Annotated in this window: 22 protein-coding genes, 7 tRNA genes and 1 pseudogene; all 30 read right to left on the reverse strand. The window is 48.4% G+C overall.

The features are described from left to right. Positions 1-182: 182 nt before the first annotated feature. Positions 183-2,279 carry a DNA topoisomerase 3 gene (locus ROSEINA2194_RS05755; RefSeq protein ID WP_007884408.1) on the reverse strand — a complete coding sequence of 699 codons (2,097 nt, stop codon included), beginning with the start codon at positions 2,277-2,279 and terminating at the stop codon, positions 183-185. Continuing rightward, on the reverse strand, positions 2,276-2,974 hold the full coding sequence (locus ROSEINA2194_RS05760) for a DUF4366 domain-containing protein (protein WP_015542401.1): 699 nt from the start codon (positions 2,972-2,974) through the stop codon (positions 2,276-2,278). Before ROSEINA2194_RS05760 ends, ROSEINA2194_RS05755 begins: the two co-directional genes overlap by 4 nt. After that, entirely contained in the window at positions 2,964-3,221 is a 258-nt protein-coding gene (locus tag ROSEINA2194_RS05765; RefSeq protein ID WP_005928569.1) for a DUF4315 family protein, read from the reverse strand. The genes ROSEINA2194_RS05760 and ROSEINA2194_RS05765 overlap by 11 nt, the downstream gene beginning before the upstream one ends. 34 nt (positions 3,222-3,255) lie before the next feature. Continuing rightward, positions 3,256-5,319 (reverse strand): C40 family peptidase, encoded by a 2,064-nt coding sequence (locus ROSEINA2194_RS05770; RefSeq protein WP_035393412.1) that lies wholly within the window; start codon positions 5,317-5,319, stop codon positions 3,256-3,258. A gap of 38 nt (positions 5,320-5,357) precedes the next feature. Then, the gene (locus ROSEINA2194_RS05775; protein WP_005928563.1) at positions 5,358-6,239 is read right to left on the reverse strand and encodes a DNA-methyltransferase; all 882 of its coding nucleotides are present in this window, start codon (positions 6,237-6,239) and stop codon (positions 5,358-5,360) included. Beyond that, positions 6,236-8,665 (reverse strand): VirB4-like conjugal transfer ATPase, CD1110 family, encoded by a 2,430-nt coding sequence (locus ROSEINA2194_RS05780; RefSeq protein ID WP_015542402.1) that lies wholly within the window; start codon positions 8,663-8,665, stop codon positions 6,236-6,238. The genes ROSEINA2194_RS05775 and ROSEINA2194_RS05780 overlap by 4 nt, the downstream gene beginning before the upstream one ends. Continuing rightward, positions 8,613-9,023: a PrgI family protein gene (locus ROSEINA2194_RS05785; protein WP_005928557.1), complete on the reverse strand. Its 411-nt coding sequence runs from the start codon at positions 9,021-9,023 to the stop codon at positions 8,613-8,615. The genes ROSEINA2194_RS05780 and ROSEINA2194_RS05785 overlap by 53 nt, the downstream gene beginning before the upstream one ends. Positions 9,024-9,047: 24 nt before the next feature. Next, positions 9,048-9,917 carry a VirB6/TrbL-like conjugal transfer protein, CD1112 family gene (locus ROSEINA2194_RS05790; protein ID WP_005928553.1) on the reverse strand — a complete coding sequence of 290 codons (870 nt, stop codon included), beginning with the start codon at positions 9,915-9,917 and terminating at the stop codon, positions 9,048-9,050. Positions 9,918-9,933: 16 nt separating this feature from the next. Next, entirely contained in the window at positions 9,934-10,149 is a 216-nt protein-coding gene (locus ROSEINA2194_RS05795; protein ID WP_005928550.1) for a Maff2 family mobile element protein, read from the reverse strand. 210 nt (positions 10,150-10,359) lie between these two features. Next, a complete protein-coding gene (locus tag ROSEINA2194_RS05800; protein WP_005928546.1) occupies positions 10,360-10,572 on the reverse strand; it encodes a hypothetical protein in 213 nt (70 codons plus the stop codon). Further along, positions 10,565-12,352 (reverse strand): VirD4-like conjugal transfer protein, CD1115 family, encoded by a 1,788-nt coding sequence (locus tag ROSEINA2194_RS05805; protein WP_005928544.1) that lies wholly within the window; start codon positions 12,350-12,352, stop codon positions 10,565-10,567. Before ROSEINA2194_RS05805 ends, ROSEINA2194_RS05800 begins: the two co-directional genes overlap by 8 nt. Then, positions 12,349-12,825, reverse strand: coding sequence for a PcfB family protein (locus ROSEINA2194_RS05810; protein ID WP_005928540.1), 477 nt, complete (start codon positions 12,823-12,825; stop codon positions 12,349-12,351). The genes ROSEINA2194_RS05805 and ROSEINA2194_RS05810 overlap by 4 nt, the downstream gene beginning before the upstream one ends. A 97-nt stretch (positions 12,826-12,922) precedes the next feature. Then, positions 12,923-13,141, reverse strand: coding sequence for a DUF5348 domain-containing protein (locus tag ROSEINA2194_RS05815; protein ID WP_005422968.1), 219 nt, complete (start codon positions 13,139-13,141; stop codon positions 12,923-12,925). A 23-nt stretch (positions 13,142-13,164) separates the two neighbouring features. After that, positions 13,165-14,130: a DUF6017 domain-containing protein gene (locus ROSEINA2194_RS05820; RefSeq protein WP_005928536.1), complete on the reverse strand. Its 966-nt coding sequence runs from the start codon at positions 14,128-14,130 to the stop codon at positions 13,165-13,167. A 210-nt stretch (positions 14,131-14,340) separates the two neighbouring features. Then, positions 14,341-14,703, reverse strand: a complete 363-nt coding sequence (locus ROSEINA2194_RS05825) for a hypothetical protein (protein WP_005928529.1) — start codon at positions 14,701-14,703, stop codon at positions 14,341-14,343. A gap of 242 nt (positions 14,704-14,945) precedes the next feature. Continuing rightward, positions 14,946-15,026 (reverse strand) — tRNA-Leu (locus ROSEINA2194_RS05830). Between the two features lie 90 nt (positions 15,027-15,116). Next, positions 15,117-15,189, reverse strand: a tRNA-Lys gene (locus ROSEINA2194_RS05835). Between the two features lie 8 nt (positions 15,190-15,197). After that, positions 15,198-15,269, reverse strand: a tRNA-Gln gene (locus tag ROSEINA2194_RS05840). Positions 15,270-15,332: 63 nt separating this feature from the next. After that, a tRNA-His gene (locus tag ROSEINA2194_RS05845) sits at positions 15,333-15,406 on the reverse strand. 70 nt (positions 15,407-15,476) lie between these two features. Next, positions 15,477-15,550: transfer RNA gene (locus ROSEINA2194_RS05850), tRNA-Arg, on the reverse strand. 33 nt (positions 15,551-15,583) lie between these two features. Next, positions 15,584-15,654: transfer RNA gene (locus ROSEINA2194_RS05855), tRNA-Gly, on the reverse strand. 5 nt (positions 15,655-15,659) lie between these two features. Next, a tRNA-Pro gene (locus ROSEINA2194_RS05860) sits at positions 15,660-15,734 on the reverse strand. A 168-nt stretch (positions 15,735-15,902) separates the two neighbouring features. After that, positions 15,903-16,382 (reverse strand): metallophosphoesterase family protein, encoded by a 480-nt coding sequence (locus ROSEINA2194_RS05865; protein WP_007884424.1) that lies wholly within the window; start codon positions 16,380-16,382, stop codon positions 15,903-15,905. After that, entirely contained in the window at positions 16,379-16,978 is a 600-nt protein-coding gene (gene rdgB / locus ROSEINA2194_RS05870; protein ID WP_044927328.1) for an RdgB/HAM1 family non-canonical purine NTP pyrophosphatase, read from the reverse strand. Before rdgB ends, ROSEINA2194_RS05865 begins: the two co-directional genes overlap by 4 nt. A 4-nt stretch (positions 16,979-16,982) precedes the next feature. After that, entirely contained in the window at positions 16,983-18,047 is a 1,065-nt protein-coding gene (locus tag ROSEINA2194_RS05875; RefSeq protein WP_007884428.1) for an N-acetylmuramoyl-L-alanine amidase family protein, read from the reverse strand. Between the two features lie 11 nt (positions 18,048-18,058). Beyond that, the gene (locus tag ROSEINA2194_RS05880) at positions 18,059-19,765 is read right to left on the reverse strand and encodes a lectin like domain-containing protein (protein WP_007884431.1); all 1,707 of its coding nucleotides are present in this window, start codon (positions 19,763-19,765) and stop codon (positions 18,059-18,061) included. A 16-nt stretch (positions 19,766-19,781) separates the two neighbouring features. Next, positions 19,782-20,930: a THUMP domain-containing class I SAM-dependent RNA methyltransferase gene (locus tag ROSEINA2194_RS05885; RefSeq protein ID WP_007884437.1), complete on the reverse strand. Its 1,149-nt coding sequence runs from the start codon at positions 20,928-20,930 to the stop codon at positions 19,782-19,784. Between the two features lie 105 nt (positions 20,931-21,035). Then, the gene (locus ROSEINA2194_RS05890) at positions 21,036-21,338 is read right to left on the reverse strand and encodes a rhodanese-like domain-containing protein (protein ID WP_007884438.1); all 303 of its coding nucleotides are present in this window, start codon (positions 21,336-21,338) and stop codon (positions 21,036-21,038) included. A 101-nt stretch (positions 21,339-21,439) separates the two neighbouring features. Beyond that, positions 21,440-21,613, reverse strand: coding sequence for a hypothetical protein (locus ROSEINA2194_RS20920; RefSeq protein WP_172727051.1), 174 nt, complete (start codon positions 21,611-21,613; stop codon positions 21,440-21,442). A 247-nt stretch (positions 21,614-21,860) separates the two neighbouring features. After that, a pseudogene (locus tag ROSEINA2194_RS20245) lies at positions 21,861-21,941 on the reverse strand (Hsp20/alpha crystallin family protein); the annotation flags it as partial. Between the last annotated feature and the right edge of the window lie 32 nt (positions 21,942-21,973).

Genomic DNA, 21,973 nt, shown 5'->3' on the forward strand with positions numbered 1-21,973 from the left:
TATGGCAGCGCGGACGCTGCGTTTGTGGTTACATAGTCCTACTACGGTGCGCCCGCATTTCTGCCAAAGATTTTTGAGGATTTTTAGAGGGTTTGGGAAACTTCCCAACAAGCAAAATCCCCGCCAAGCTCGGTCAGAGTGGCAGGGATTTTACGGAAGTGGGTACCCGCTTCCTATGCTTGCTATTCCAGTTCTTTGTCCTTTGAAATGGTTACTTTGTAATTCACATACTTACCGCCCGTATCAGCTAAAAGCACCGTTCCGTCATAGGTTTTGCCCGTTTTTACGGAATACAGCTTTTTGACTTTTGCCTTGCCGGATTTCAAGAGTGCAGCGGCAATCTTCGGGGTAAAGACAGTTTTTCGTTCTTCAAAGAAGCGGTCATTTTTCCACATGGTAAAGCTGCACTCTTTGTTGGAACAGTAGTAGTTTTTCTTCCCCTCATAGACCGGGGATTTACAGCGGGGGCATTTTCCAAGCTCTGTTTTCTCTGTCTTGAAAAGCTCCTGTTTCTCGCCTAACACGGAAGCATAGGTTTTTACAAGCTCCTGTGCCATTGCTTCAATTCCCTGCATGAAAGCGGCAGGGTCGGCGTTGCCCTTTGCAATCTGCGTCAGATTGTTTTCCCATGCAGCCGTAAGCTGCGGAGAAGTTAAGCTGTCCGGCAGGACGCAGACAAGGCTTGTGCCGTCTTTGGTGGGAAGTAGCTGCTTGCCCTTGCGCTCCACAAAGCCGCCTTTCACTAACTTTTCAATGACAGCGGCGCGGGTGGCAGGCGTACCAAGCCCCCGGCGTTCTGCGTCCGGGTCGGTGTCCTCATTTCCGGCGCGTTCCATAGCAGAAAGTAAGGACGCTTCATTGTGGGGCTTCGGCGGCGTCGTTTCATGCTCCGTAACCTTTGCAGCAGGGTTTTCAAAGGTCTGTCCCTCGGTAAAGTCCGGCACATCTAAAACAAGTTCGTTTTCGTCGTCGCTGTCCGGCTTCTTTTTGAGGGTAGCCCGGTAAAGCCGTTCAATGTTTTTCCACCCGGCAGCGATTACCGTCTTGCCCCTTGCCGTAAATTCATGGTCGGCGCAGGAGAAAACCGCCGTTACCGCTTCGTAAACGTGCGGCTCTGCGGTCGCCATAAGCAGACGCGCCCCGGTAAGGATAAGGATATTTCTTTCACTTTCCGGCAGCGTAGTAAGGTCAGTTTTTGCAATTTCCATAGTGGGGATAATGGCGTGGTGGTCTGATACTTTTTTGCTGTTCAGAACGCGGGAAATACTCTGTTCATAGGCTGCGCTCGCCATAAAGGGCAGCTTGCCGCAAAGCAGCGATACGATACTCGCCGCTGTGTCGCCCATGTCGTCGGTCAGATAGTTGCTGTCCGTTCTCGGATAAGTAAGCAGCTTCTTTTCATAAAGTGTCTGTGCAAGGTCAAAGGTCTGCTTTGCCGTGTACCCGTAGATACGGTTTGCTTCCCTTTGCAGAGAGGTAAGGTCAAAGAGCTTCGGCGGTATAGCGGTTTTATTTTCACGGGTCAAGGAAGTGCAGACAGCCGCCGACGCTTCGCAGGCCGCTTTCAGTTTGCCCGCTTCATCAGCGGCGCAGATCTTCGCGCTTGCCGCTTCTGCGCCGGGGAGCATAAGGCGCACATGGTAATATTTTTCTTTCTTGAAGTTCATAATGGCAGCGTCCCGGTCTACAAGCATTTTTAGGGTTGGGGTCTGAACGCGCCCCACGTTCAAGGTTTTTCCATACAGGCAGGAGAAAAGGCGGGTCGCGTTAATGCCGATAAGCCAGTCAGCCTTTGCCCTGCATAGTGCGGAATGATAGAGAGCGTCATACCTGCGCCCGTCCTTCAGATTGTCAAAGCCGCTTTTGATGGCGTCCGTTTCCATAGAGGAAATCCAAAGACGGGTAAAGGGCTTCTTGCAGCCCGCTTGATGATAGACAAAGCGGAAAATCAATTCTCCCTCGCGTCCTGCGTCGCAGGCGTTCACGACTTCCGAAACGTCGCTGCGCTGCATGAGGTCTTTTAAGATTTTGAATTGCTTTCCCTTGTCGGCAGCTACGGTGTACTGCCATTCCTGCGGCAGAATGGGTAAGCTGTCATAGCTCCATTTCCTGTACTGTTCCCCATAGGCGGCAGCTTCCGCAAGTCCTACCAAATGCCCGATACACCAAGAGATAACATAACCGTTCCCCTCGATATATCCGTCTTTCTTCTCCCTTACGCCAAGGGCGGCGGCAACCGCCGCCCCGACGCTGGGTTTCTCACAAATCACAAGTTTCATTCTTCCTCGTCCTCCTGTTCGGTGTCTGCGCTGTCAGCTTCTTCCGGCTCGTCCTCGTCGTATTCGTCAAAATCGAACTCGTCAAGGTCGGTGCTGCCTTTCACGTTCTGTTTCGGTTTCATAAACTTAACGTAGTAGAGGGCTGCGCCGCCGCCAAGCAAGCCCACGACAAGGAAAATCAAAAGCCCGCCCATGCCGTTCTGGGGCTGCTCCTGCTCGGCGGGTTCCTCCGGCGTGGCTTCCTTGCCTGTGCAGCTATCCATGTTGACAGAGCAGGCGGGGCAGGCGGTGTTTACTTCGCCCGCCTTGCATTTCTCGGTACAGTTGCAGACAGCCGGGGGTTGTTCGGTCTGTTCCTCCCCGATAATCGCCATAAGGTCGCTTTCGTCTACTTGATTTAGGAAGTGGACGGAATTTTCCCCCTCGGCTGCCCGGTCAACGATAATGTAAAAATAGTTGCCACCTTTGCTTTTCACGACGATAAACTGCTTATCCTCGGCAGCGTCCCCGTCAATGTCGTCCACAAGGGTCATGTTGCCCTCCGGGGTCAAGGGCTGCGGCTCGGTTTCCACGATTACGCCGCTGTCGTCGGTTTCTTCCGTCGGGGTCTGTGCATAGGCGGTAACGGAAAAGCCGCCCACAAGGACAAGGGCGGCGCAAAGTACGGTAAGGCTTGCAAGGATTTTATTCTTCATCTGCATTGTCCTCCTGTTCCTCATAGTCTGCGGGCATAGGGGCAATGCCCGGAATACCTCCGCCCGCAAGCATAGCGGTAAGCTCCTGCGGGGTAAGGCGCATAGAGCGCACAAGCTGAACGATTTGCAGATTTTCCGCTTCGGTTTTCTGTGCTTCCAGTCCGCGCAGCCTGTTCTGATACTCCGTGATTTTCTCACGGGTCTTTTGGATTTCCTTGTCAATTCTTTCGATTTTACTCATTGCCATAAAATTTTTCTCCTTTCGATTTTCAAAAAATGTGTCAGTTCCAGTTCATCAGCCCGTACCCTTTGATACAGGCATAGTCAAGGGGATAGCTCTTAATCTTGCAGGCGTCGCCGGAATTGCCCTCCACGGTATAGACGCGGCTTTCGTCCCTGCCGATAACAAGTCCTACATGGTCTGCGCTGCCGTCTAAATCCCAGTCAAAAAAGATAGCGTCGCCGGGGGCAATGTTTTCATAGCCCCGCGCTCCCCATTGTCCGTGAGAAGTAAACCACGGAATACCCTGCGACTGGCAGGCGGCAAAGCGCGGCTCGGAAAGTCCCATTTGCCCGTAGCACCAGGACACGAAACAGGCGCACCATTCCACGCGGGAATTAAAGCCGTACCAGCTCCAATACGGATAGCCGCCCACATTTCCGACTTGCCGTTTTGCAAGGTCAACGATAGCGGTATTGCCGGGGCGCGTTCCGTTTACAAAGTCCACGCCGCTTAAATCTTCCGACGCGGAAGTGTCGGGAGAGCCGCCGCCAAAGATAAGGGGCTTGTTCCCGCTTGTCTGTAAGTACACCCGGTACATTTCCAGTTGTTCCGGGGTCAGATTGTTTTCCGCAATGGTGGATAGTGGGGTATTCGTCAGCTTGACGTTCAAGATGTAATACTCATAAGGCACTTGTACCGTGTAGGTGTCCGTATGCTCGTTGCCGTCCTCATCTGTCCATGTGTCGGTGCGTTCTTCCTCCCGGTAGCGTATTTCCACTTCCTCGGTTAGCGTCAGCTTGTATTGTTGATTGAAAATCCGCTGTAATTCGCTCTGTACCTCGGCGCAGGTGTAGCTTTGGTATTTTGCGGTCAGATAAGACGCTAATTCATGGGGATTGTGTCCGATATTTGCAAGGTCATAGCGGTACTCGTCATAGCCCGGATTGTCGCGCTCGATATTGTCAATCCTGCTTTGCAGCTCGTTTTCCAATCCTGCGTAGCTGTTTTCCACTTCCACAAGGTCGCTGTCCTCGGACGTATAGGACGTTCCAAGCACGCCGTTTAACGTGCCGGAAAACATTGCCCCACAAGAGGACAGCCCGGACATAACCATGATAAAGAGCAGTAGCACCCCGACAGCGATTGCCACACCCGCCGGGTGCCTTGCCACAAATGCTGCGGTCTGCTTCGTTTTCTCGGCGGCTTTGGCTGCCGCCTTGCGGGTGCGTTCTGCCGCGCCCTTGATACCCTTTGCGGTATTGCGGGCTTCCTTTGCATACTGCCGCTTGATTTTCTGCTTCTGCCAAAACCGGGAAATGGGGTTACTGGTTAGCTGCGGGTTCTCATGCAGGGTCTTGTGATACTGAAAGTCCATATTTGCCCGAAAAGCCGCTTTTTCTGCCTTTGCCGCTTCCCGGTAGGGTTTCAGCTTATGGTTGCGGTAGCCCTGCTTGATTTTCCGCGCCCCGTACTTCAATCCCCGTTCTGCGGCTTCCTCGCTCTTGTGTGCGCCCTCCACGCCGGAATTATCCTTTTCGACAGAATGGATTTTGTTATGTACCAAAATCCCGGCTTCCTGTGTGGGGCGGGATAGCGGGTTGTGCTTCTCCTTAAATCCGGGCGGCTTGTCCTTTTCCTCAAAGTGCAGGCGGGTCTTGCCTTTCCCGGTGGTTTCGTCAAAGGTGCGCTCTTTTACCAGTTTCTTTTCTTTGGGGATAGCTGCCTTTGCCTTATCCAAGCGGTCGGCGGCTTTATCGGATTTCTTGATATACTTTTCAAGCTCCGGGGCAGCGCGTTCCTCGTCGGTAAATTGCAGCCGGGAAGATTTCGTCCCGGCGGTAGCTTCTGCCTGTGCTTTTCGTACTGCCTTTTTACTGGCTTTTCGTGTATGGGCGGCGTCGATATGCTTCATGACGCGCTCCGTTTTGCCTGTGTCCGCTTTGGGGGCAGCTCCCGGCACATGGGGAAGCGGGCTTGTATCAGATACCGGGGGAAGCTGCATAGCGTCCTGTGCCGCCTGTTGTTCCGGGGTCTTTTGTAAATCCGCGTCCCGTATGCGGTTGCTGATACGTTCCGTGTCTCCCGTGGTCTGATTTTCTGCGATAGCCCCGTCGCGGGTCATTTTCTGCGTGATTTTATCGCGGGGCTTTAATGGGTCTTTCAAGTGTTACCACCTCCAATCCGCGCCCCTGCAAGGGCGCAATACTCGGCGTTCAGTTCAATGCCGATATAGCGGCGGTCAAGGCTTTGCGCTGCAAGCCCGGTGGTGCCGCTTCCAAAGAACGGGTCTATCACAACGCCGCCTTTCGGACAGCCCGCAAGTATGCACGTTTCCGCGAGCTTCGGGGGATAGGCGGCAAAATGCCCGCCCTTGTACGGTACGGTATTGATAAGCCAAACGTCCCGCTTGTTTCTTGTGGTCGGCATAAGGGCGTCGTCATAATAGCTGCCGCTGCGGGGCTGATTGATACCCTGTACCTTGCCCTGTCCTGGTACTTCCTCGGCGTATTTGTGTCCTGCGCTGCGCCCTTGCCTGTAGCGCGCAGCCGTTCCCGGCGCGATCGGCTCTGCAATGGCGGCAGCGTCATAGTAATATTTCTTTGATTTCGTCAGTAAAAAGATATGCTCATAGCAGCGGCTCGGTCGGTCGCGGCAGCTTTCCGGCATAGGGTTTTCTTTCAGCCAGATAATATCGCTGCGTAAATACCACCCGTCAGAGCGCAGGGCAAAGGCAAGAAGCCACGGAATACCGATTAAATCCTTTTGCTTGCAGCCCGCTTTCATGCCGCTGCCGCAGTATGTGTCTGCGATATTCAGCCAAAATGTCCCGTCGTCTTTGAGTACCCGGCGCAGCTCCCGGAACACTTCCACAAGCCGCCCGATATACTGCTCCGGCGTGTCCTCACGTCCAATCTGCGCGTCAAGCCCGTAGTCCCTTAGTCCATAGTAAGGCGGGCTTGTGACGCAGCAGTTCACGCTTTCGCTCGGAAGCTCCCGCAGGGCATAGAGGGCGTCGCGGTTGATGATTACGTCTGTTTTCATGGCTTGCTCACTTCCTCCGGCTTTGTCGTAAGCAGACAGTAAAGCTCGGTGTCCGTCGGGAAGCGGTCAATGAACGGCAGCACCACATTCCCGTAAAAGATAAGCCCCTCGCCCGCTTCGGTGTGGGTTACATACTTCATCTGCTGCGGGGAGATGTTAAGCTGCTTTGCAAGGATAGCCCGGTCGCCCTGTGCCTGATTGAGCATGAGGACAAAATCGGAGTTTTCAAAGATATTCTCGACTTCGCGGCTGCTTAAAAGGTCTTTGACGTTCTGTGTGATAGCCGTCGGTATGCCGCCCCATTTACGAAAACGCTTCCAAATCTCCACAGAATAGGCTGCGGTCTGTTCCTCTTTCAAAAGCAAATGAAATTCGTCCATATAGTAACGGGTTGCCTTTTTCTCGGCGCGGTTGACGGTCACGCGGTTCCACACCTGGTCTTGCACAATGAGCATACCTAATTTTTTGAGCTGCTTTCCAAGCTGCTTAATATCAAAGCAGACAAGACGGTTTGAAAGCTCCACGTTGGTACGGTGGTTAAAGACGTTCAGAGAGCCGGAAACATAAAGCTCCAATGCCGCCGCAATGCGGGCAGCTTCCGGCTCCGGCTGTTTCAGCAGTTCGTTGTAGAGGTCGCCCAAAATCGGCATTTTTGCCGGGTCGGGGTCTGCAAGGAAAGGTCGGTACACATTCCTAACGGCGCGGTCAATGACGGTCTTTTCCACGGGCTGCAAGCCCTCTTTGCCGCCGATAACAAGCTCGCAGAGGGAAAGGATAAAGTCGGATTTCAAGGCAAGCGGGTTGTCGTCCTCGGAGTAGTTGAGGTTAATATCCATAGGGTTCACATACTGGGGCTTGCCGTCCATGCCTTTTCCGGCAGGCGACAGACGTATCACTTGCCCGCCCAAACGCTGCACAAGGGAAAAATATTCTGCTTCCGGGTCGCAGATAATAATATCGTCGTCGGTAATGAGAAAGGCGTTTGTCATTTCCCGTTTTGCCGCAAAGGATTTACCGCTTCCCGGTGTTCCAAGAATAAGCCCGTTGGGATTTTTCAGTTGCTTGCGGTCGCAGAGTATCATGTTGTTACTAAGGGCATTTAAGCCGTAGTAAAGGGCTGCACCCCTTTGGAAAAGCTCCTGCGTGATGAACGGGATAAAAATAGCGGTGCTACTGGTCGTAAGCCCTCTTTGAATGGGGATAAGGTTCTCCCCAAGAGGAATAGAGGACATAAAGCCCGCTTCCTGCAAATAGTCAAGGCGGGTCAGAGCGCAGTTGTTTTTCTGTGCAAAGCCCGCCGTAGCAAAGATGTCATTATCCAGTTTCCGCTTCGTGTCTGCCATGTTTACCACAAGGAACGTCAGCAGAAACATTCTTTCATTTCTGCTCTGTAAATCCTGCAAGAGATTTTTCGCTTCGCTGCCGAACGTGGCAAGGTCGGACGGAATTATATCCATATCGTACCCGCTGCGTACCGCCTTTTTCTGTTCCTCAATCTTCATCTTGTCGAGGTCGGTAATTTTGCGCTTGATAGTCTTGATTGCTTCGCTCTGGTCGATACTGCGGATATGCAGATTGACGATAATTCCGTTTTCAAGGTCGAGAATGTCCGAAAGCATACGGTCGTTCAGCTCCGGCGCAAGGATTTCAAGGAAGCTAACAGCACCGAGCTTGCGCCCCATGCGAAACGTCCTGCCGTCGCCAAAGCGGAACGAGGACGGGGCGATAAAGTCCTTTGTGGTAAGCCCGGACGGTACAAGCCAGTCCCAAGAGAAACGGAACGGCTCGCCCTCCGGGTGGAAAATCCCATGCAGTACGTTCAAGCGTTCCTGTCCGTTCATGGGGCGGGCGGTTACACCAAGCACCTTAAAATTATTGAGTACGTCGGTTTCGATACGGGAAAGGCGGGCTTTTGCCGCCGCAAGATTGTCCGCTTCAATGGAAAAGGTAATGTACTTGCACTTTTCCAGTCCGTTGTTGCCTTTTTCAAGCTGATTTTTAAGCATATCCGCGTACTCCCTGCGGATAGAGTTAAAAGCGTCGTCCTGCGCCGGAATTTCGATAGCCGCCTGTGCCTTTTCCTTTCTTGCACCCTGATTGATGAAAGAGAGCTGCACCGAAACGGAAGCGTCAAAGTAGTTGAGAAAATCGCACCAGTTTTCAAAAATGGCTGTCTTATCGTCTGCCTGTGCAAGCTGATAGTTAATATCTTCAAAGACAAGGCTTTTACTGTATTTCTTTTCCGTTACCCTGCAAATCCCGTCCGGGTACATCTGCAAGTAGGGAATGGTCTGTTGTGCGGTGCGGGGCTTCCCGTCGCCCTTTGCCGCCTGTATCACGGCGGCGATTTCTTTCTTTTCTGCGCGGGTCAGCTTACGCTTCACGGGATTTTTTACCGCGCGGGTCATGGTTTTTCGTTCTGCCATTGACAATAGCCGATACCTCCTTTTCCAGTTTTCGTTGTTTTTCTATGACGGCATAAAAATTTTCCGTCTGATAGGGGCGTTCCTTTGGTCGGATAAACTTTGTCTGAATGACGTTCTTTATCACGATTTCAAGGGGCTGCCCGTGTTTTTCATACATTGCCAAGAGGAAGCAGGGAAGCATAACGACAATCATTGCAAATGCCGCCATGCTTGTTCCCGCGCTGTCTTTGAGCAAAAAGAAAAGCGGTAGTCCCATAGCGAGGGCTGCCGCAAAACATATAATCTGCCGCTTTGTCAGATTAAAAGCGACTTTCGTTTTGATTTTTGATAAGTCTTTGGGTACGGGTACATACGCCAAGTGAAAACCTCCTCCTTTCGGTCTTTAATGGGCGTTAAATATTGACTTCGCAAGTGCGCCTGTTTTGAATAGGGAGAAGCACAAAATCACGGTGTAGGCTGCAAGGGAGAAAATCGCGCTGTGCAGGTTGTCCGCTACAATCATGCTGCCAACCAAAACCGCATAAATGCCGACGCATATCATTATGAGGAAGCCTTGAAAACCGAGGGCGAACAGGGCTTTTAAGTAGTTGTTGCCTATCTGCCCCCACTCTCTGTTGGTCATAGTTGCAAACGGGATAGGCGATACCGAACAGTAAAGGTAAATTTCTATCATTCTGCCGTACAGGATAACCGTGATAAGCACCGACATGATTTTCATGCAAAGGCTCACAAGGCTTGTTTCCATAACGAGCAAAAGCAGTTCGGGGATTTCCATAGCGTCAAGTCCGGCTTGCATGGACGAGAGGGCGGCGTCAACGTCGATATTCGTATTGCCGCCGATCACGCCCGCTGCGCCGGAAACAACGTGCTGCGCCATATCGAACACCGCCATAGTGATAGTAAAGGTGTGGGTAACGAGATACACCGCTACCCACGCCTTGAAAAACCACTTAAAGAACATGAACGTGTCAATATCGTGCATATTGTTCTTTTCCGTTACCATGCTGATAAGCTCCACGCATAGAACGTAGGTAATGACAAGCCCCGCAATGGGTACAATCACATTTTCCGACAAACTCTGTATCATGGAAAATATGCCTGCGTTCCACCCCTGCGGGGTTTGTCCTACCTCTGCGGCGATAGTTCCGACTTTTTCGTTTACGTCCCCGAACATAGTTGACAGATTACCGTTAATGGCTCCAATGAGGATTTCCTTTATCCATTCGTTAATCGCGTCAAGTATGCTCTGCATAGGCTAACCCCGCCGCTTAACCGAACAGGCCGGAAAGCAGAGGTACAAGGGTGCCACCGATAAGGGCAACGCCGCCGCCCGCCATGAGCTGCTTCATGCCCTGGCTTTTTGCACCTGGGTTGTCATTTCCGTAGCCCTCCAAGAGGTTGATAACGCCCCAAATGCCAAGACCTGCTCCGAGAGCGATAACGAGTGTCTGTAAAACGCCTACTGCGCTGTTGAAAAATGCCATAATATAACTCCTTTCTGCCGCTGTGCGGCTGCCCGAAAAAGGGCATAAAAAACGGCGGTCAGTTTTCGATAACTGCCGCGGTCATAAGTCCCCGCGCTGCGTTTGTTGCTGCGGCGCGGCGGTATTCAGTTGTAAGGGTGCGGCTTCCTGCCGCGATACGCGCAAGGAGTAGGGGCGCGTACCATGTAGCCCGTGTTTATTATTTTTACTTTAAGCTCCCTCCTTTTCAAAAAGTGGTGTGTAGACAGGCATAATGCCGTACTGCCGTTCCCGGACAGCTTCGATATACTTGATATAGGAAATACCTGCCTGTCTTGTCCTGCGTTCCTGTTCCCGCTGCATTTCCTCGGCAGCTTCCACAAGCCCGCTGATAGCCCGGATTAGCTGCTGTTTTGCCTTTTTCTTTCTGATACGCTTATTCATTTTCTGTGTCCTCCTGCAAATCTGCTTCGTCAACTTCGTAATAGTCAAATACCTCGTCCGGCTTTACGATTGCAGGACGGCGGCGCAAGTGCTTTTCCATGTCAAAGGCATTTTTCTTGTCAAAGTCGGAAAGGTACTTGTACTTCGGGTGTTTGGTAATATCGTATTTTTCGGAGAAGAACGGACGCACCCCGCGTAGTTGCAAGATACATTTCCCGCCGTCCATGACCGCAATTTCATCTTCGCTCATAAGCTGCTTGCCTAACTTCTGATAGTTCAGCCCGTGGGAAAGCTCCCGTCCTCTTGTTTCGGAAGTGTTGAAGCTGTCAATGGTTTCTTTCCCCAAGATTTCCGACATTTCTTTAAGGGTCGTTTTCTCCTTGCCGCCCAAGAACAGGGTCGTATCGCAGTTGCCGACAATGGTATCGGCGTTGTCCTTGTAGATAGCCTTTAGCTGCGACTGGCTCTGCAAGATGATGGACGCGGAGATTTCGCGGCTCCTTATCGTGGCAATGAGTTTTTCAAACTTCGGTATCTGCCCGATATTTGCAAACTCGTCAAGCAGACAGCGCACATGAACAGGTAGCCGCCCGCCGTACACATCATCTGCCTTGTCACAAAGCAGATTGAAAAGCTGTGTGTAAAGGATTGATACAACAAAGTTAAAGGTGTCGTCGGTGTCGGAGATAATAACAAAAAGCGCGGTCTTTCGGTCGCCTAAGGTGTCAAGCTCCATTTCGTCGGTTTCCATCAGCTCGCGCAGTTCCCGAATGTCAAAGGGGGCAAGACGCGCACCGCAGGAAATGAGGATAGAGCTTCTTGTTTTTCCGGCAGACAGCAAAAACTTCTTGTACTGGCGCACCGCAAAATGTTCCGGGTCTTTTTCCTCCAAGCGTTCAAACATGAGGTCAACGGGGGATTGAAATTCCGGGTCGTCCTCGCGGGCTTCCGACGCATTTATCATTTCAAGCAGCGTCGTAAAGTTTTTCTCATTCTCCGGGGCTTCGTACCAGATGTAGCCGATAAGGGCGCAGTAAAAAAGCCGTTCCGATTTCACCCAAAAATCCTCGCCGGATTTTTCCCCGTCGCCTTTGGTGTTGGCGATAATGGTATTTACCAGTTTCAAAATATCCTTTTCGCTGCGCAGATAGGCGAAGGGATTGTACCGCATGGATTTCTTGAAATTGATGGTGTTTAGCACCTTGATTTTGTACCCGCCCCGCTGCAAGAGCTTTCCACACTCGATTAAAACCGTTCCTTTCGGGTCTGTGACAACATAGCTGCTGTGCATTTGCATTAAGTTGGGCTTTACAAAAAACCTTGTTTTGCCGCTGCCGGAGCCGCCGATGACAAGCACGTTTTTGTTTCTTGCATACTTCGGGTGCTTCGGGCGGCTGCTCATCATCAGCCTTTCGGTCTGCGTCAGCAGCACGTTATTTTCAAACATGGGGTCGATATATGGCTTTATATCCTCGGCATTGCCCCAACGTGCAGAGCCGTACTCCATGCCCTTACGGTATTTCTTTGCGTTCTTGCCTTTCACATAGACCGCAAGCCGGATAACGACAGCCCCGACAATGCCGATAAGCAAATCCATAGGGTTAAAACTCGGCAGGGCATTTGAAAAGGCAGCGGAAAAGCCGCTGCCAATGGAAACCAGCTTGCCGGAGAGGTCAGCCCCCGGCGAGAGCCGCACCGCCTGTCCGACTTTATCAAAGAGATACACAAAGAGCAGATAGGGGGCGTTTAGGATAAGCAGCTTCTTGATATTCGGCTTCATAGCGATACCTCCCTGTCCTTGTATTTTGTCTTTTGACGGTTCGCGTTAAGCTGCTTTGCTGCTTCCCGGAATGTGGCAAGTGCCTTTCGGATAGAGGGCTTTTGCTCCTGTGTCAGCTTCTTTGCGGAAAACTCCTTAAAGGCTGCGGTCAGAGCGTCCGCGTCCCGCCCCTTGAAAAAGACGAGATAACGGGGCGGCGTTTCGGTGCTGTCTTTCTTTAGGGCAAAGTCGATACCGTATTTTTTTGCCGTCTGCTCAAAGGCTTTGATATTGCCCTCGGTTATCTCAATGTTGGATAGCCCCGCGTTCTGCTTCGCAAGCTGCTTTAGGGTCTGCTTCCCGTGGGGCTGTTTTTCCTGCTGCTTTTTTGCCTGTGCAAGCATGGCTTTGATTGCCTTTTGCAGCGTTTCAGCGGTCAGCTTCGCTCCCTTGACAGAGAGCGCAACCACTTTTTCGTTGATTTCATCTTGCAATGTTTACCGTCCTCCTTTCCCGGTAGTAGTGATAGTGTTAAGGTGGTACGCCGCTTTTGGGCGTGAAAAAAGGGCGTCCGTTCTTCACGCCGCCCCGTTAAATCCGCACCCGCAGCCCGTTCAAGTCCTCGGCGCGGATACCTACAAGATACCAGTTGTCCCCGTACTCAATCCGGGTCGGCTTCCATTTGCCGCCTGTGAATACGTCCATGCACTCGCCGCAATGCAAGCCGCCGTAATAGTCGGCAATATCAAAGCGAATATCGTAGCGGTCAGCGGTTTCGTCAAAAATTAAAGCTCCTGTTTTCTGTGCCATGTGGTAAATCCTCCTTTTTTCGTTTACAGGCTTTCGCCCTCGTTGTAGGTGTAGTAGTCCGGGTCGCCGTATTTAGGCTTGCCGGATAATGCGCCGCTTGCCATGTCGTGAGCGACAAGGGAAGTATAATAGCTGTCAATGGTAGACGGGGCATTGAAAAGAACCGCCTTTAGGTACTGCTTGATATTGCGGATTTTCGTGGTGTTCTCCTGCATACAGTCAAGCACAAAGCGGATATGTTCGCTGTCCAGCTTCATAAACTTTGACTTCACAAGCTCGGCGGGGTAATCGTCCCCTGCAATACGGATTTTCTTTCTTGACGTACAGACCGTTTCAAGGATAATGTCAACAATCTCATTCAGACGGTCATGGTCAAACTTCATATCCTGCAAGAGAATGTTATACTCGATATTGTCCTTGATGATTTCCTCATACACTCTGTAAGCGTCGTTCCTTTCCGTTCCTTTCCGTTCCGGCGGCTGTGCCGCTTCGTCCTCGCCATAAGGCAAGGGATTTAGGGAATGGATAGGAATGGAATGGGTACTTGATAAATCCGTATTTGATTTTTCTTTTTTTTGTAAGTTAGTTCTTGATATATCTTTATTTAATTGCATTGGATTTTCCGACGTCGGATTTTCCGTTGTCGGGTTATCCGCTGTTGGATTTTCCAATACCGGGCAATCCAATTCCGGCGGCTGCGGCTGTTCGTAAATGGTGTACTCGATTGCGGTCATTTTGCCTTTCTCGTCGCGTCCCTGCCGCCTTGTGATATATCCGGCTTTTTCAAGCTCCCAAACGGCGGTACGGATAGCGTCGATACTTTCCCGGTTGATGTAGGACAGCCCTGCAAGGGTATAGTCCCAATCCTCCGGCAGGGACAGCATTTGAGATAACAGCCCCTTTGCCTTTAAGGAAAGCTCCTTGTTGCGTAAGTGGTGGTTGCTCATTACGGTGTAGCCTGTGTTGCGTTCCACACGGAAAACTGCCATAGCTTCATCACTCCTTTGCTTTAGATTTGTTGCGCAGTAGAACGCGGATTTTGAGGGGTAAGGTATCTTTTCCTTGCTTCCTCTGTTTTGCGTTCTGTAAGCCCGATAAATCAAGGCTTTTTTTGCCCCTACTGCGTAACATGAGGGCATAAAAATAGCGGCGTTCCTGTTCTCCCAGTGAGAGAGTGAGAAACGCCGCTGTGCGGGTCGCTATTTCATTTCTTCTGCTATCAGTTCTTGCATGACTTCTCCAAAGTCTGCCATGAAAGAAAAGATGAAGTATTCCAAAACGTCGGGGTCTGCGTCCATAGGCTCGGCTTCCTCTGAAAAAGGCAAGCCCATTAGCCCATAAAGCAGTTTGATGATTTTGAACAGCTTGCCCCGGTCGGTGGGGTTGTTCATGGTTACAAGTACGTTGGTAAGGCGGTTGATTGTTTCCATGTCGCCGCCTGTCGTTACCCATACCATTTCCGCGAACGGCTGCGTGATTGCCCCGGCGACAAGGTTTATCTTATTCTTGCCGATTTCGCCGGACGGAAGTATAATACCCTTAGTCAAAAGTTCGTTTTTCATGTCGTCCTCCTTATATTCTGTGGTGCTAAAATGGTGCCCGGTCTTACAAAAACACCTTATGCGGAGATATGACAAGAAAAATGAAGATATGCGGAAAACCTTGATTTTAAGCCATTTTCACATTGGTTTATAAACATTTGTGAGGACTTATAAAAGGTTTTGCGTCTATCAAATCAATAAAAAATAGCCGAAAAACCTTGATTTCACTACAAAATCTTAGTTTTCCGGCTATTTTCAAAGACTGCGGGTGACAGGACTTGAACCTGCACGTCGGGGACACTAGAACCTAAATCTAGCGCGTCTGCCAATTCCGCCACACCCGCATAAATTATAAATCATACAATATCCGTATTTGCTTCCTGCAAATCCGGCAAAAAAAATATCGCCTTCACAATAAAGGCGACAAATTTCAATGAGACATCGGGGATTCGAACCCCGGACAACTTGATTAAAAGTCAAGTGCTCTACCAACTGAGCTAATATCCCATATTAAGCTGGGCTAGCAGGATTCGAACCTGCGAATGCTGGAATCAAAATCCAGTGCCTTACCGCTTGGCGATAGCCCAACAAAGAAATTTGCTGCACCTATCGCAACATTTTAACAATAAAAGCAAAAGCTTTATTGTAAGGGTGGATACAGGGATTCGAACCCTGGGCCTCCAGAGCCACAATCTGGCGCGCTAACCAACTGCGCTATACCCACCATAAAAGACTGCAAGCAACTCTGTTGCCGATGCTTAAATCCTTGTGTCTTCTTATTCCTAAAAAGGAAATGTGCTCGAAGGGATTCGAACCCCCGACCCACGGCTTAGAAGGCCGTTGCTCTATCCAGCTGAGCTACGAACACATACGCTCGCATTCACCAAATTGGCAAATGGAAAGCGGGTGATGGGAATCGAACCCACGTATCCAGCTTGGAAGGCTGGTGTTCTACCATTGAACTACACCCGCATAAGTCGGGGTGACAGGATTCGAACCTGCGACCTCCTGGTCCCAAACCAGGCGCTCTAGCCAAGCTGAGCCACACCCCGAAGGATAATCTCCAATGCTTTTCACCTCTTGAGAAGCTTTGTTTTGTCTCTCAATCCGTGACGCAAGAGTTATTATATAAGAGCGCAAAGAAAATGTCAACACTTTTTTTACATTTTTTCAACTTTTTTCTAATTGCCCGAATCCCCTGATTTTTCAGGGCTTTGCGCCTATAAATACTCAATTTCAAACGTTGCTTCTCCCTTTTTATCAAGATCCATAATAATATAAGACGGTCTTTTTCCTTCCTGCCTCGGATAAGAAAGGCTGCCCGGATTTAGCGCAATGACATCCTTATGATAATCGATGATCGGACGATGGGTATGCCCAAACATAACGATATCAAATCCTCTTCCTTCTGCTTCGCGCTCAATATCTTCAATCCCGGTATTAACATAATAGTAGTGTCCATGGGTAATAAGCACTTTATACTTTCCGATCTGCAGCTCTTTTTCCCGTGGCAGTGAGGAAAAAAAGTCGTTATTCCCCGCCACCACTTCCACAGGACAGCCTGCCTGCTCTGCAATATAATCCTCATACCCCTCAGCATCACCAAGATGGATCAGAAGATCAACCGGGCACTCCCGCTCTAACACTTTTAAAAGATTGTCATGTTTTCTATGGGTATCACTGATGATCAATATTTTCATAGGTTTTCCTTTGCAAGTTTCTCTTTCATGGCGCGCAGTGCTTTTCCCCGGTGACTGATCTCATTTTTCTGTTCTTCCGAAAGTTCTGCGGTTGTACATCCGTATTTTTCCACGCAAAAAATTGGATCATAACCAAATCCATTCTCGCCTGCAATTTTATCCCCGATATAGCCTTCCATGGTCTCTCTTGTCACAAATTCCCTTCCATCCGGCAGCACTGCTGCAATGGAACAGACGAAGCGGGCAGTTCGTTTCTCCTTTGGAACACCTGCCAGAAGGTCTAAAATCGCCTGATTTTTAATATCATAAGATATATCCTCGCCGATAAAACGTGCAGAATAAATTCCCGGCTTTTTGTGCAGGTAATCCACTTCCAGCCCGGAATCATCTGCCATCACAATTGCCCCAGGTGCCTCCTTAGACACTGCTCTTGCCTTAATGAGTGCATTCTCCTCAAATGTCTTTCCATCTTCTACAATATCCAGTTTGATTCCTGCCTCTTTCATGGATAAAAGTTCCACATCCAGATCTGCCATAATGTCTCTGATCTCGCGCATTTTTCCTGCGTTTCCTGTTGCAAAAATAATTTTTGTCATCTTTTTAATATCCTTTCGCAAATGCATCCAGAACAGCGTCATAAACACCTTCTGCTGCTTTTTTCTGATAATCGGTACTGTTGAGAAGATTCAGTTCCTCCTGATTTGTCATAAATCCGACTTCGATCAATGCTACCGGTACTTCGCTGGTCCGAATGATATAAATCTCATCGCCTTCCACAAGCCCCTTATCCCTGCTCTCAAGCGCCTCCGTCACATGATCCAGGCAAATCTGCGCAAATGTCTTACTTCCCAACTCTTTCGTATCTGACTCACTGTACATCACCTGTGTACCATGTGTCGAGGACATCCGCCCGCTTTTCGTTGAATTATTATGTATACTGATGAACAGATCTGCCTGAGACTTATTCGCCAGTTGTACCCTCTGGTCAAAAGTCGGGTTGCTGTCATCCGTTCTTGTATAGTAAACACCGATATTCTCATCGCTGTTATCAAAAATCGCTTTCAGCTGCAGCACAATTCCAAGGTCAATATCTTTTTCGTTGATTCCCTGTTTCGTTGCTCCCGGCGCTCTTCCACCATGCCCGGCATCCACAACCACGACTTTGTCATAGACTTCATGCGGCGTCAGAAAATCAAAATAGTAATAATTCTCATCATAATCCATATCCAGTTCATAAACCTGATCCATCGTGATCTCGATCAGTCCACTGCTTCCCTTGCTCACTGCATAAGAAAGATTATCAATATGGTTGCTGCTTCCTGTCAATGGATCATTCTCAAAATAACTGACCTCTGTCTGAGGCAATTCGATACGGACAGTTTGTGTCACATAGTCATTTGAGATTGTGATATCACTCCCCTTTACTCCCGCCGGAAGCTTCAGACGCAATTGTCTCTGTTCTGTGTCATCTGCCACTTCTGTATTTTTAATTGTAAGATCACTCATTGTAATCTTCTGTTCTGCAAGTTCTGCCTCTGCGATCCGCTCCTCCTCACGCTCCACTGCCCATGTGTGGATTGCCGGAAGTTTCGGCAATAACACACACACTATGATCATGAGAAGAACCGCTGTCACGGTTGCAAACTTCATTGCTTTCTCTTCCACGTAACCCCCTGTTAACGGTCATTACTAAATGCTTTGAGACAAATATTACAATTCTCCACATTTTTTACATTTTCCCACTCAAAACCATTGGCACTGACATAACCTTCGCCGTCATCTAAGACGACATCGGCCGTGGCATCATCCGCCTCATACTCAATGGCAAGCGGATGTACTGCATCCGGTGTACTGATAAATAATACCACCGCATACCGCTCTCCTGCATCCAGTGCAATTTGTTTGTCAAATGGGATTGTATAATAACCTGCATTACTCAATTTTCCTGATGCTACCGGTGTCATATTACTCAAAGATGATTCATCTTCAAAATTTTTCACAACATAAAGCTGATACTCCGAATCTTTTCCTGTGGCATAAAAGCTCGCAGCCGTAAGATTCTGATTGGATTCCGCAGTATAAACATTTGCACCGTAAATGCTCTCTTTGTTATAGCCGAGCTGTCCTACCCAGCCGCAGAGATCACTCTGATAAATGTGATCGTAGTTATCACTGTCCTCAATTCCTGTATACACGACATTGTGGGTACCAATATTCGTATCATAGTAAGAAATATAAAAAATCCCGCCATCACCGAATTCGCTTCCCCAGCTGTTCTGACAGATAAATGCTCCGTCCCCCTCAAGATCAACGGAAAAATTATCCTTGGAATAACTGTCGTCCCAGCCGATGATCACAACATCATGGTTTGGTTTTTCCGTACCGATATAGCAGTACGAACTTGTTCTGCGGTCATAATAAGGTGATTTCGACTGTGAACTTTTTAACGAGTTATAAATCGAAGTCTGCACGCCACCGTATTTAAATACTGCTTCCTTTATCTTCTCATAATCTTTTCCATCGATGATCTGCATCTCCTGCACATGCTTTACAGCCGTAAGATCCGGGTTTGTTTTGTTATCTCCATACGGATCATCCTTTTCGAATACCGGTCCTTTCCATGACGCAAGATATGCCATTCCCATCGTGTACTCACCACCATCGTCCTGCGCCAGATGAAACCCATTATTCAATGTCATATGATCCACCGAAAACTGATAATCCTGCTCCGGTAAAAGAACGGATTCCATCGCACTCAACGCTGCAAAAGACCAGCAGGTTCCATACGTTCCCTGATTGCGGATAGCAGAAACCCTCGCTCTGTCCCGCAGATCGTACTTTGTCGGAATGATCGTTGCACTCTCCGACACATCTGCTGCCTGTGCCTTATTTTCCTGAATATTCCACGTATAGGAATAGTCCAGATAATTGGACAGGTCATTCAGACTCACATAATACTCTTTGTTCTTTTTGATCAGCGGGGAAACCACTTTTTCCTTCTTTCCATTGACCTCTATCATATCGTCATTCAGAGAAAAAGAAAGCTCACTGTTATGCTTCTCTACCAGAAGTGTATCCTCATTATAAATATGTGCGCTGCAGTTTAATGCATCCCGTAAAATAGAGACCGGAACCATGATGTCCAGATTCGAATCCATGAAAAACTGATACTTCTCATTCGTGTATTCTTTATTGTCGATCACAACTGAGAGCAGTCCTTCGTTAACGCTCTGAGCGATCAGAGGATTCCAGGTTTCCTCCTCAAGCTGCGCCCCGCGGAAACGGTTCACAGTCTGATACTGTTCGCCAAAATTATTAAATTTTATCAAAAGTGCAACTGCCAGCACACCCGTGAAGGCAATATAACGCTTCGAATACTTCATGTACCCTTAAATCTCCTTAATTGCGTTTTTTAGGAGGCTTCGGTCCTAAAAACTGGTAAAAATAAGTCTTTAACATACCGTTATAAATCTTGCGGTTTTTATCCGCTTTTCTTCCAATATACTTTTCTGTATCAGTATAGCTTGTGATCAGAAACATCGACCAGGAATCCAGTCTCTGGTATGCCTGCCCAATCTGTGTATACAATTCCGGCAGATCTGCCTTATCCTCAAGACGCTCTCCATACGGTGGATTTGTGATGATGAAGCCATATTTTTTCGGATGGCTTAAATCTGCAACCGCTCTCTGCTGAAAATGGATCATGTGTTCCACTCCCGCACGCTTCGCATTTTCCCTTGCTGCTTTGATCACATCTCCATCAATGTCATATCCCTGAATATCTACTTTCACAGTAGTGTCGATCATATCCTCTGCCTCTTTCACACACTCATACCAGAGTTTGCGGTCAATCAGGTTTGTCCATTCCTCTGCTGTAAAATCACGGTTCATTCCCGGTGCGACATTCGCTGCGATCATTGCTGCCTCGATTGGGAAGGTACCACTTCCACAAAATGGATCGACCAGAATCCGGTCCTTTCTCCAAGGGGTTAACATAATTAAAGAAGCTGCAAGAGTTTCCGTCAATGGAGCCTTACTCGTCATCGTTCTGTATCCACGTTTATGTAAAGAATCACCGGATGTATCCAGCGCCACCGTCACTTCGTCCTTCAGTAAAAAAATACGGACCGGATAAGCTGCTCCATCTTCTTTGAACCATTCCTTGTGATATTTCTGTTTCATGCGCTCCACCATTGCTTTTTTGGCAATGGACTGGATATCGGATGGACTGAACAACTTGCTGTTGATAGAAGACGCTTTTTTCACCCAGAACTTTCCATCCTCCGGAATATATTCTTCCCACGGAAGGTTCTTGATTCCCTGGAAAAGTTCTTCAAAAGTCGTTGCCTTAAACCTTCCGACCTGGATCATAACACGTTCTGCCGTACGTAGAAAAATGTTGGCACGGCAGATTGCTTCCTCATCACCTTCAAATGTCACTCTGCCATCTTCTACTTTTGTGATCTCATAGCCAAGATCATATATTTCTCTTTTTAAAACTGCCTCTAACCCAAAGTGGCAAGGCACAAGTAAATCAAATGTTCTCACTGAAATCTCCTCTAAAAATAAGTCTAAAAACCTATTCTTATATTATCTGTTCTATTTTGAACTGTCAATTGCAAAAATATTTCCATGAGAAATGGTTCTGCCCGTCTAACGCCTTATCTGCTCCTGCATTGCATTTGCACCGCCAATCACAGTATAAACCTCATACCCTTCTTTTCCCAGCTTGCGCGCTGCAAGAAGACTTGTACTCCCATACTCACAGTATAAAAGCAGCGGCCGGTACTTTGAAAAACGACAGCACCAGCTGTCCTCATCACTGTACGGGATATTTACCGCACCCGGATAGTGATATTTTCTGTATTCCTGAGGTTCTCTGATATCAACTACACGCACCCTCTTTTGAAAACAAATATTCTGGATATCTCTTGGATAAATGGTATAAAATGCCATATTTCCCCCTTTATAACAAGAAACAGATTACAGTGTGATCTGTAATCTGTCTCTGATTCTTTCCTTATTACATATTATGCAATGATTTGTTTTCCGTGCTGCTACTCTTCGTGATGGCAGTCAGAAGTTTTGTTTGTGGATTTGTTTGTGGACTTATTTGTTGACTTATTGGTAGATTTGTTCTGACCACTCTTGTTCTGTCCATTGCTGTTCTCATAACTGTTCTGCTCGTAGCTGTTTTCACTCTTGTTTGTACCATCCATGTTCTTTGCCATGATAAAATGTCCTCCTGTTTTGTGTACAAAATTTTCTTTTTTTTCTGCATGTAAAATTACTTTGTCACATGCATTTTTATTATTTGAAGAATCACACAAAATATTCATTTTTTAAATTGCTTTTTAAATATAGATAGGATATACTAACGTTGTGATACGAATACGTATCATAGTTATACCCCTTATTAATTATTTATACTCCCCTCAGAAAAAGCCAGGTGCGGTTGCATTTGGCTTTTTCTATTGATAGATCTCTATCATCAAAGAATGGAAAATCACTCATAAAATCATCAAACAAATTTTCTCCAAAAATACTAGGCATTAACATAAGTCATTTCTCCTTTTTATGAACCTGTCATG

This window comes from Roseburia inulinivorans DSM 16841 (assembly GCF_000174195.1).
Taxonomy (GTDB): Bacteria; Bacillota; Clostridia; order Lachnospirales; family Lachnospiraceae; genus Roseburia; species Roseburia inulinivorans.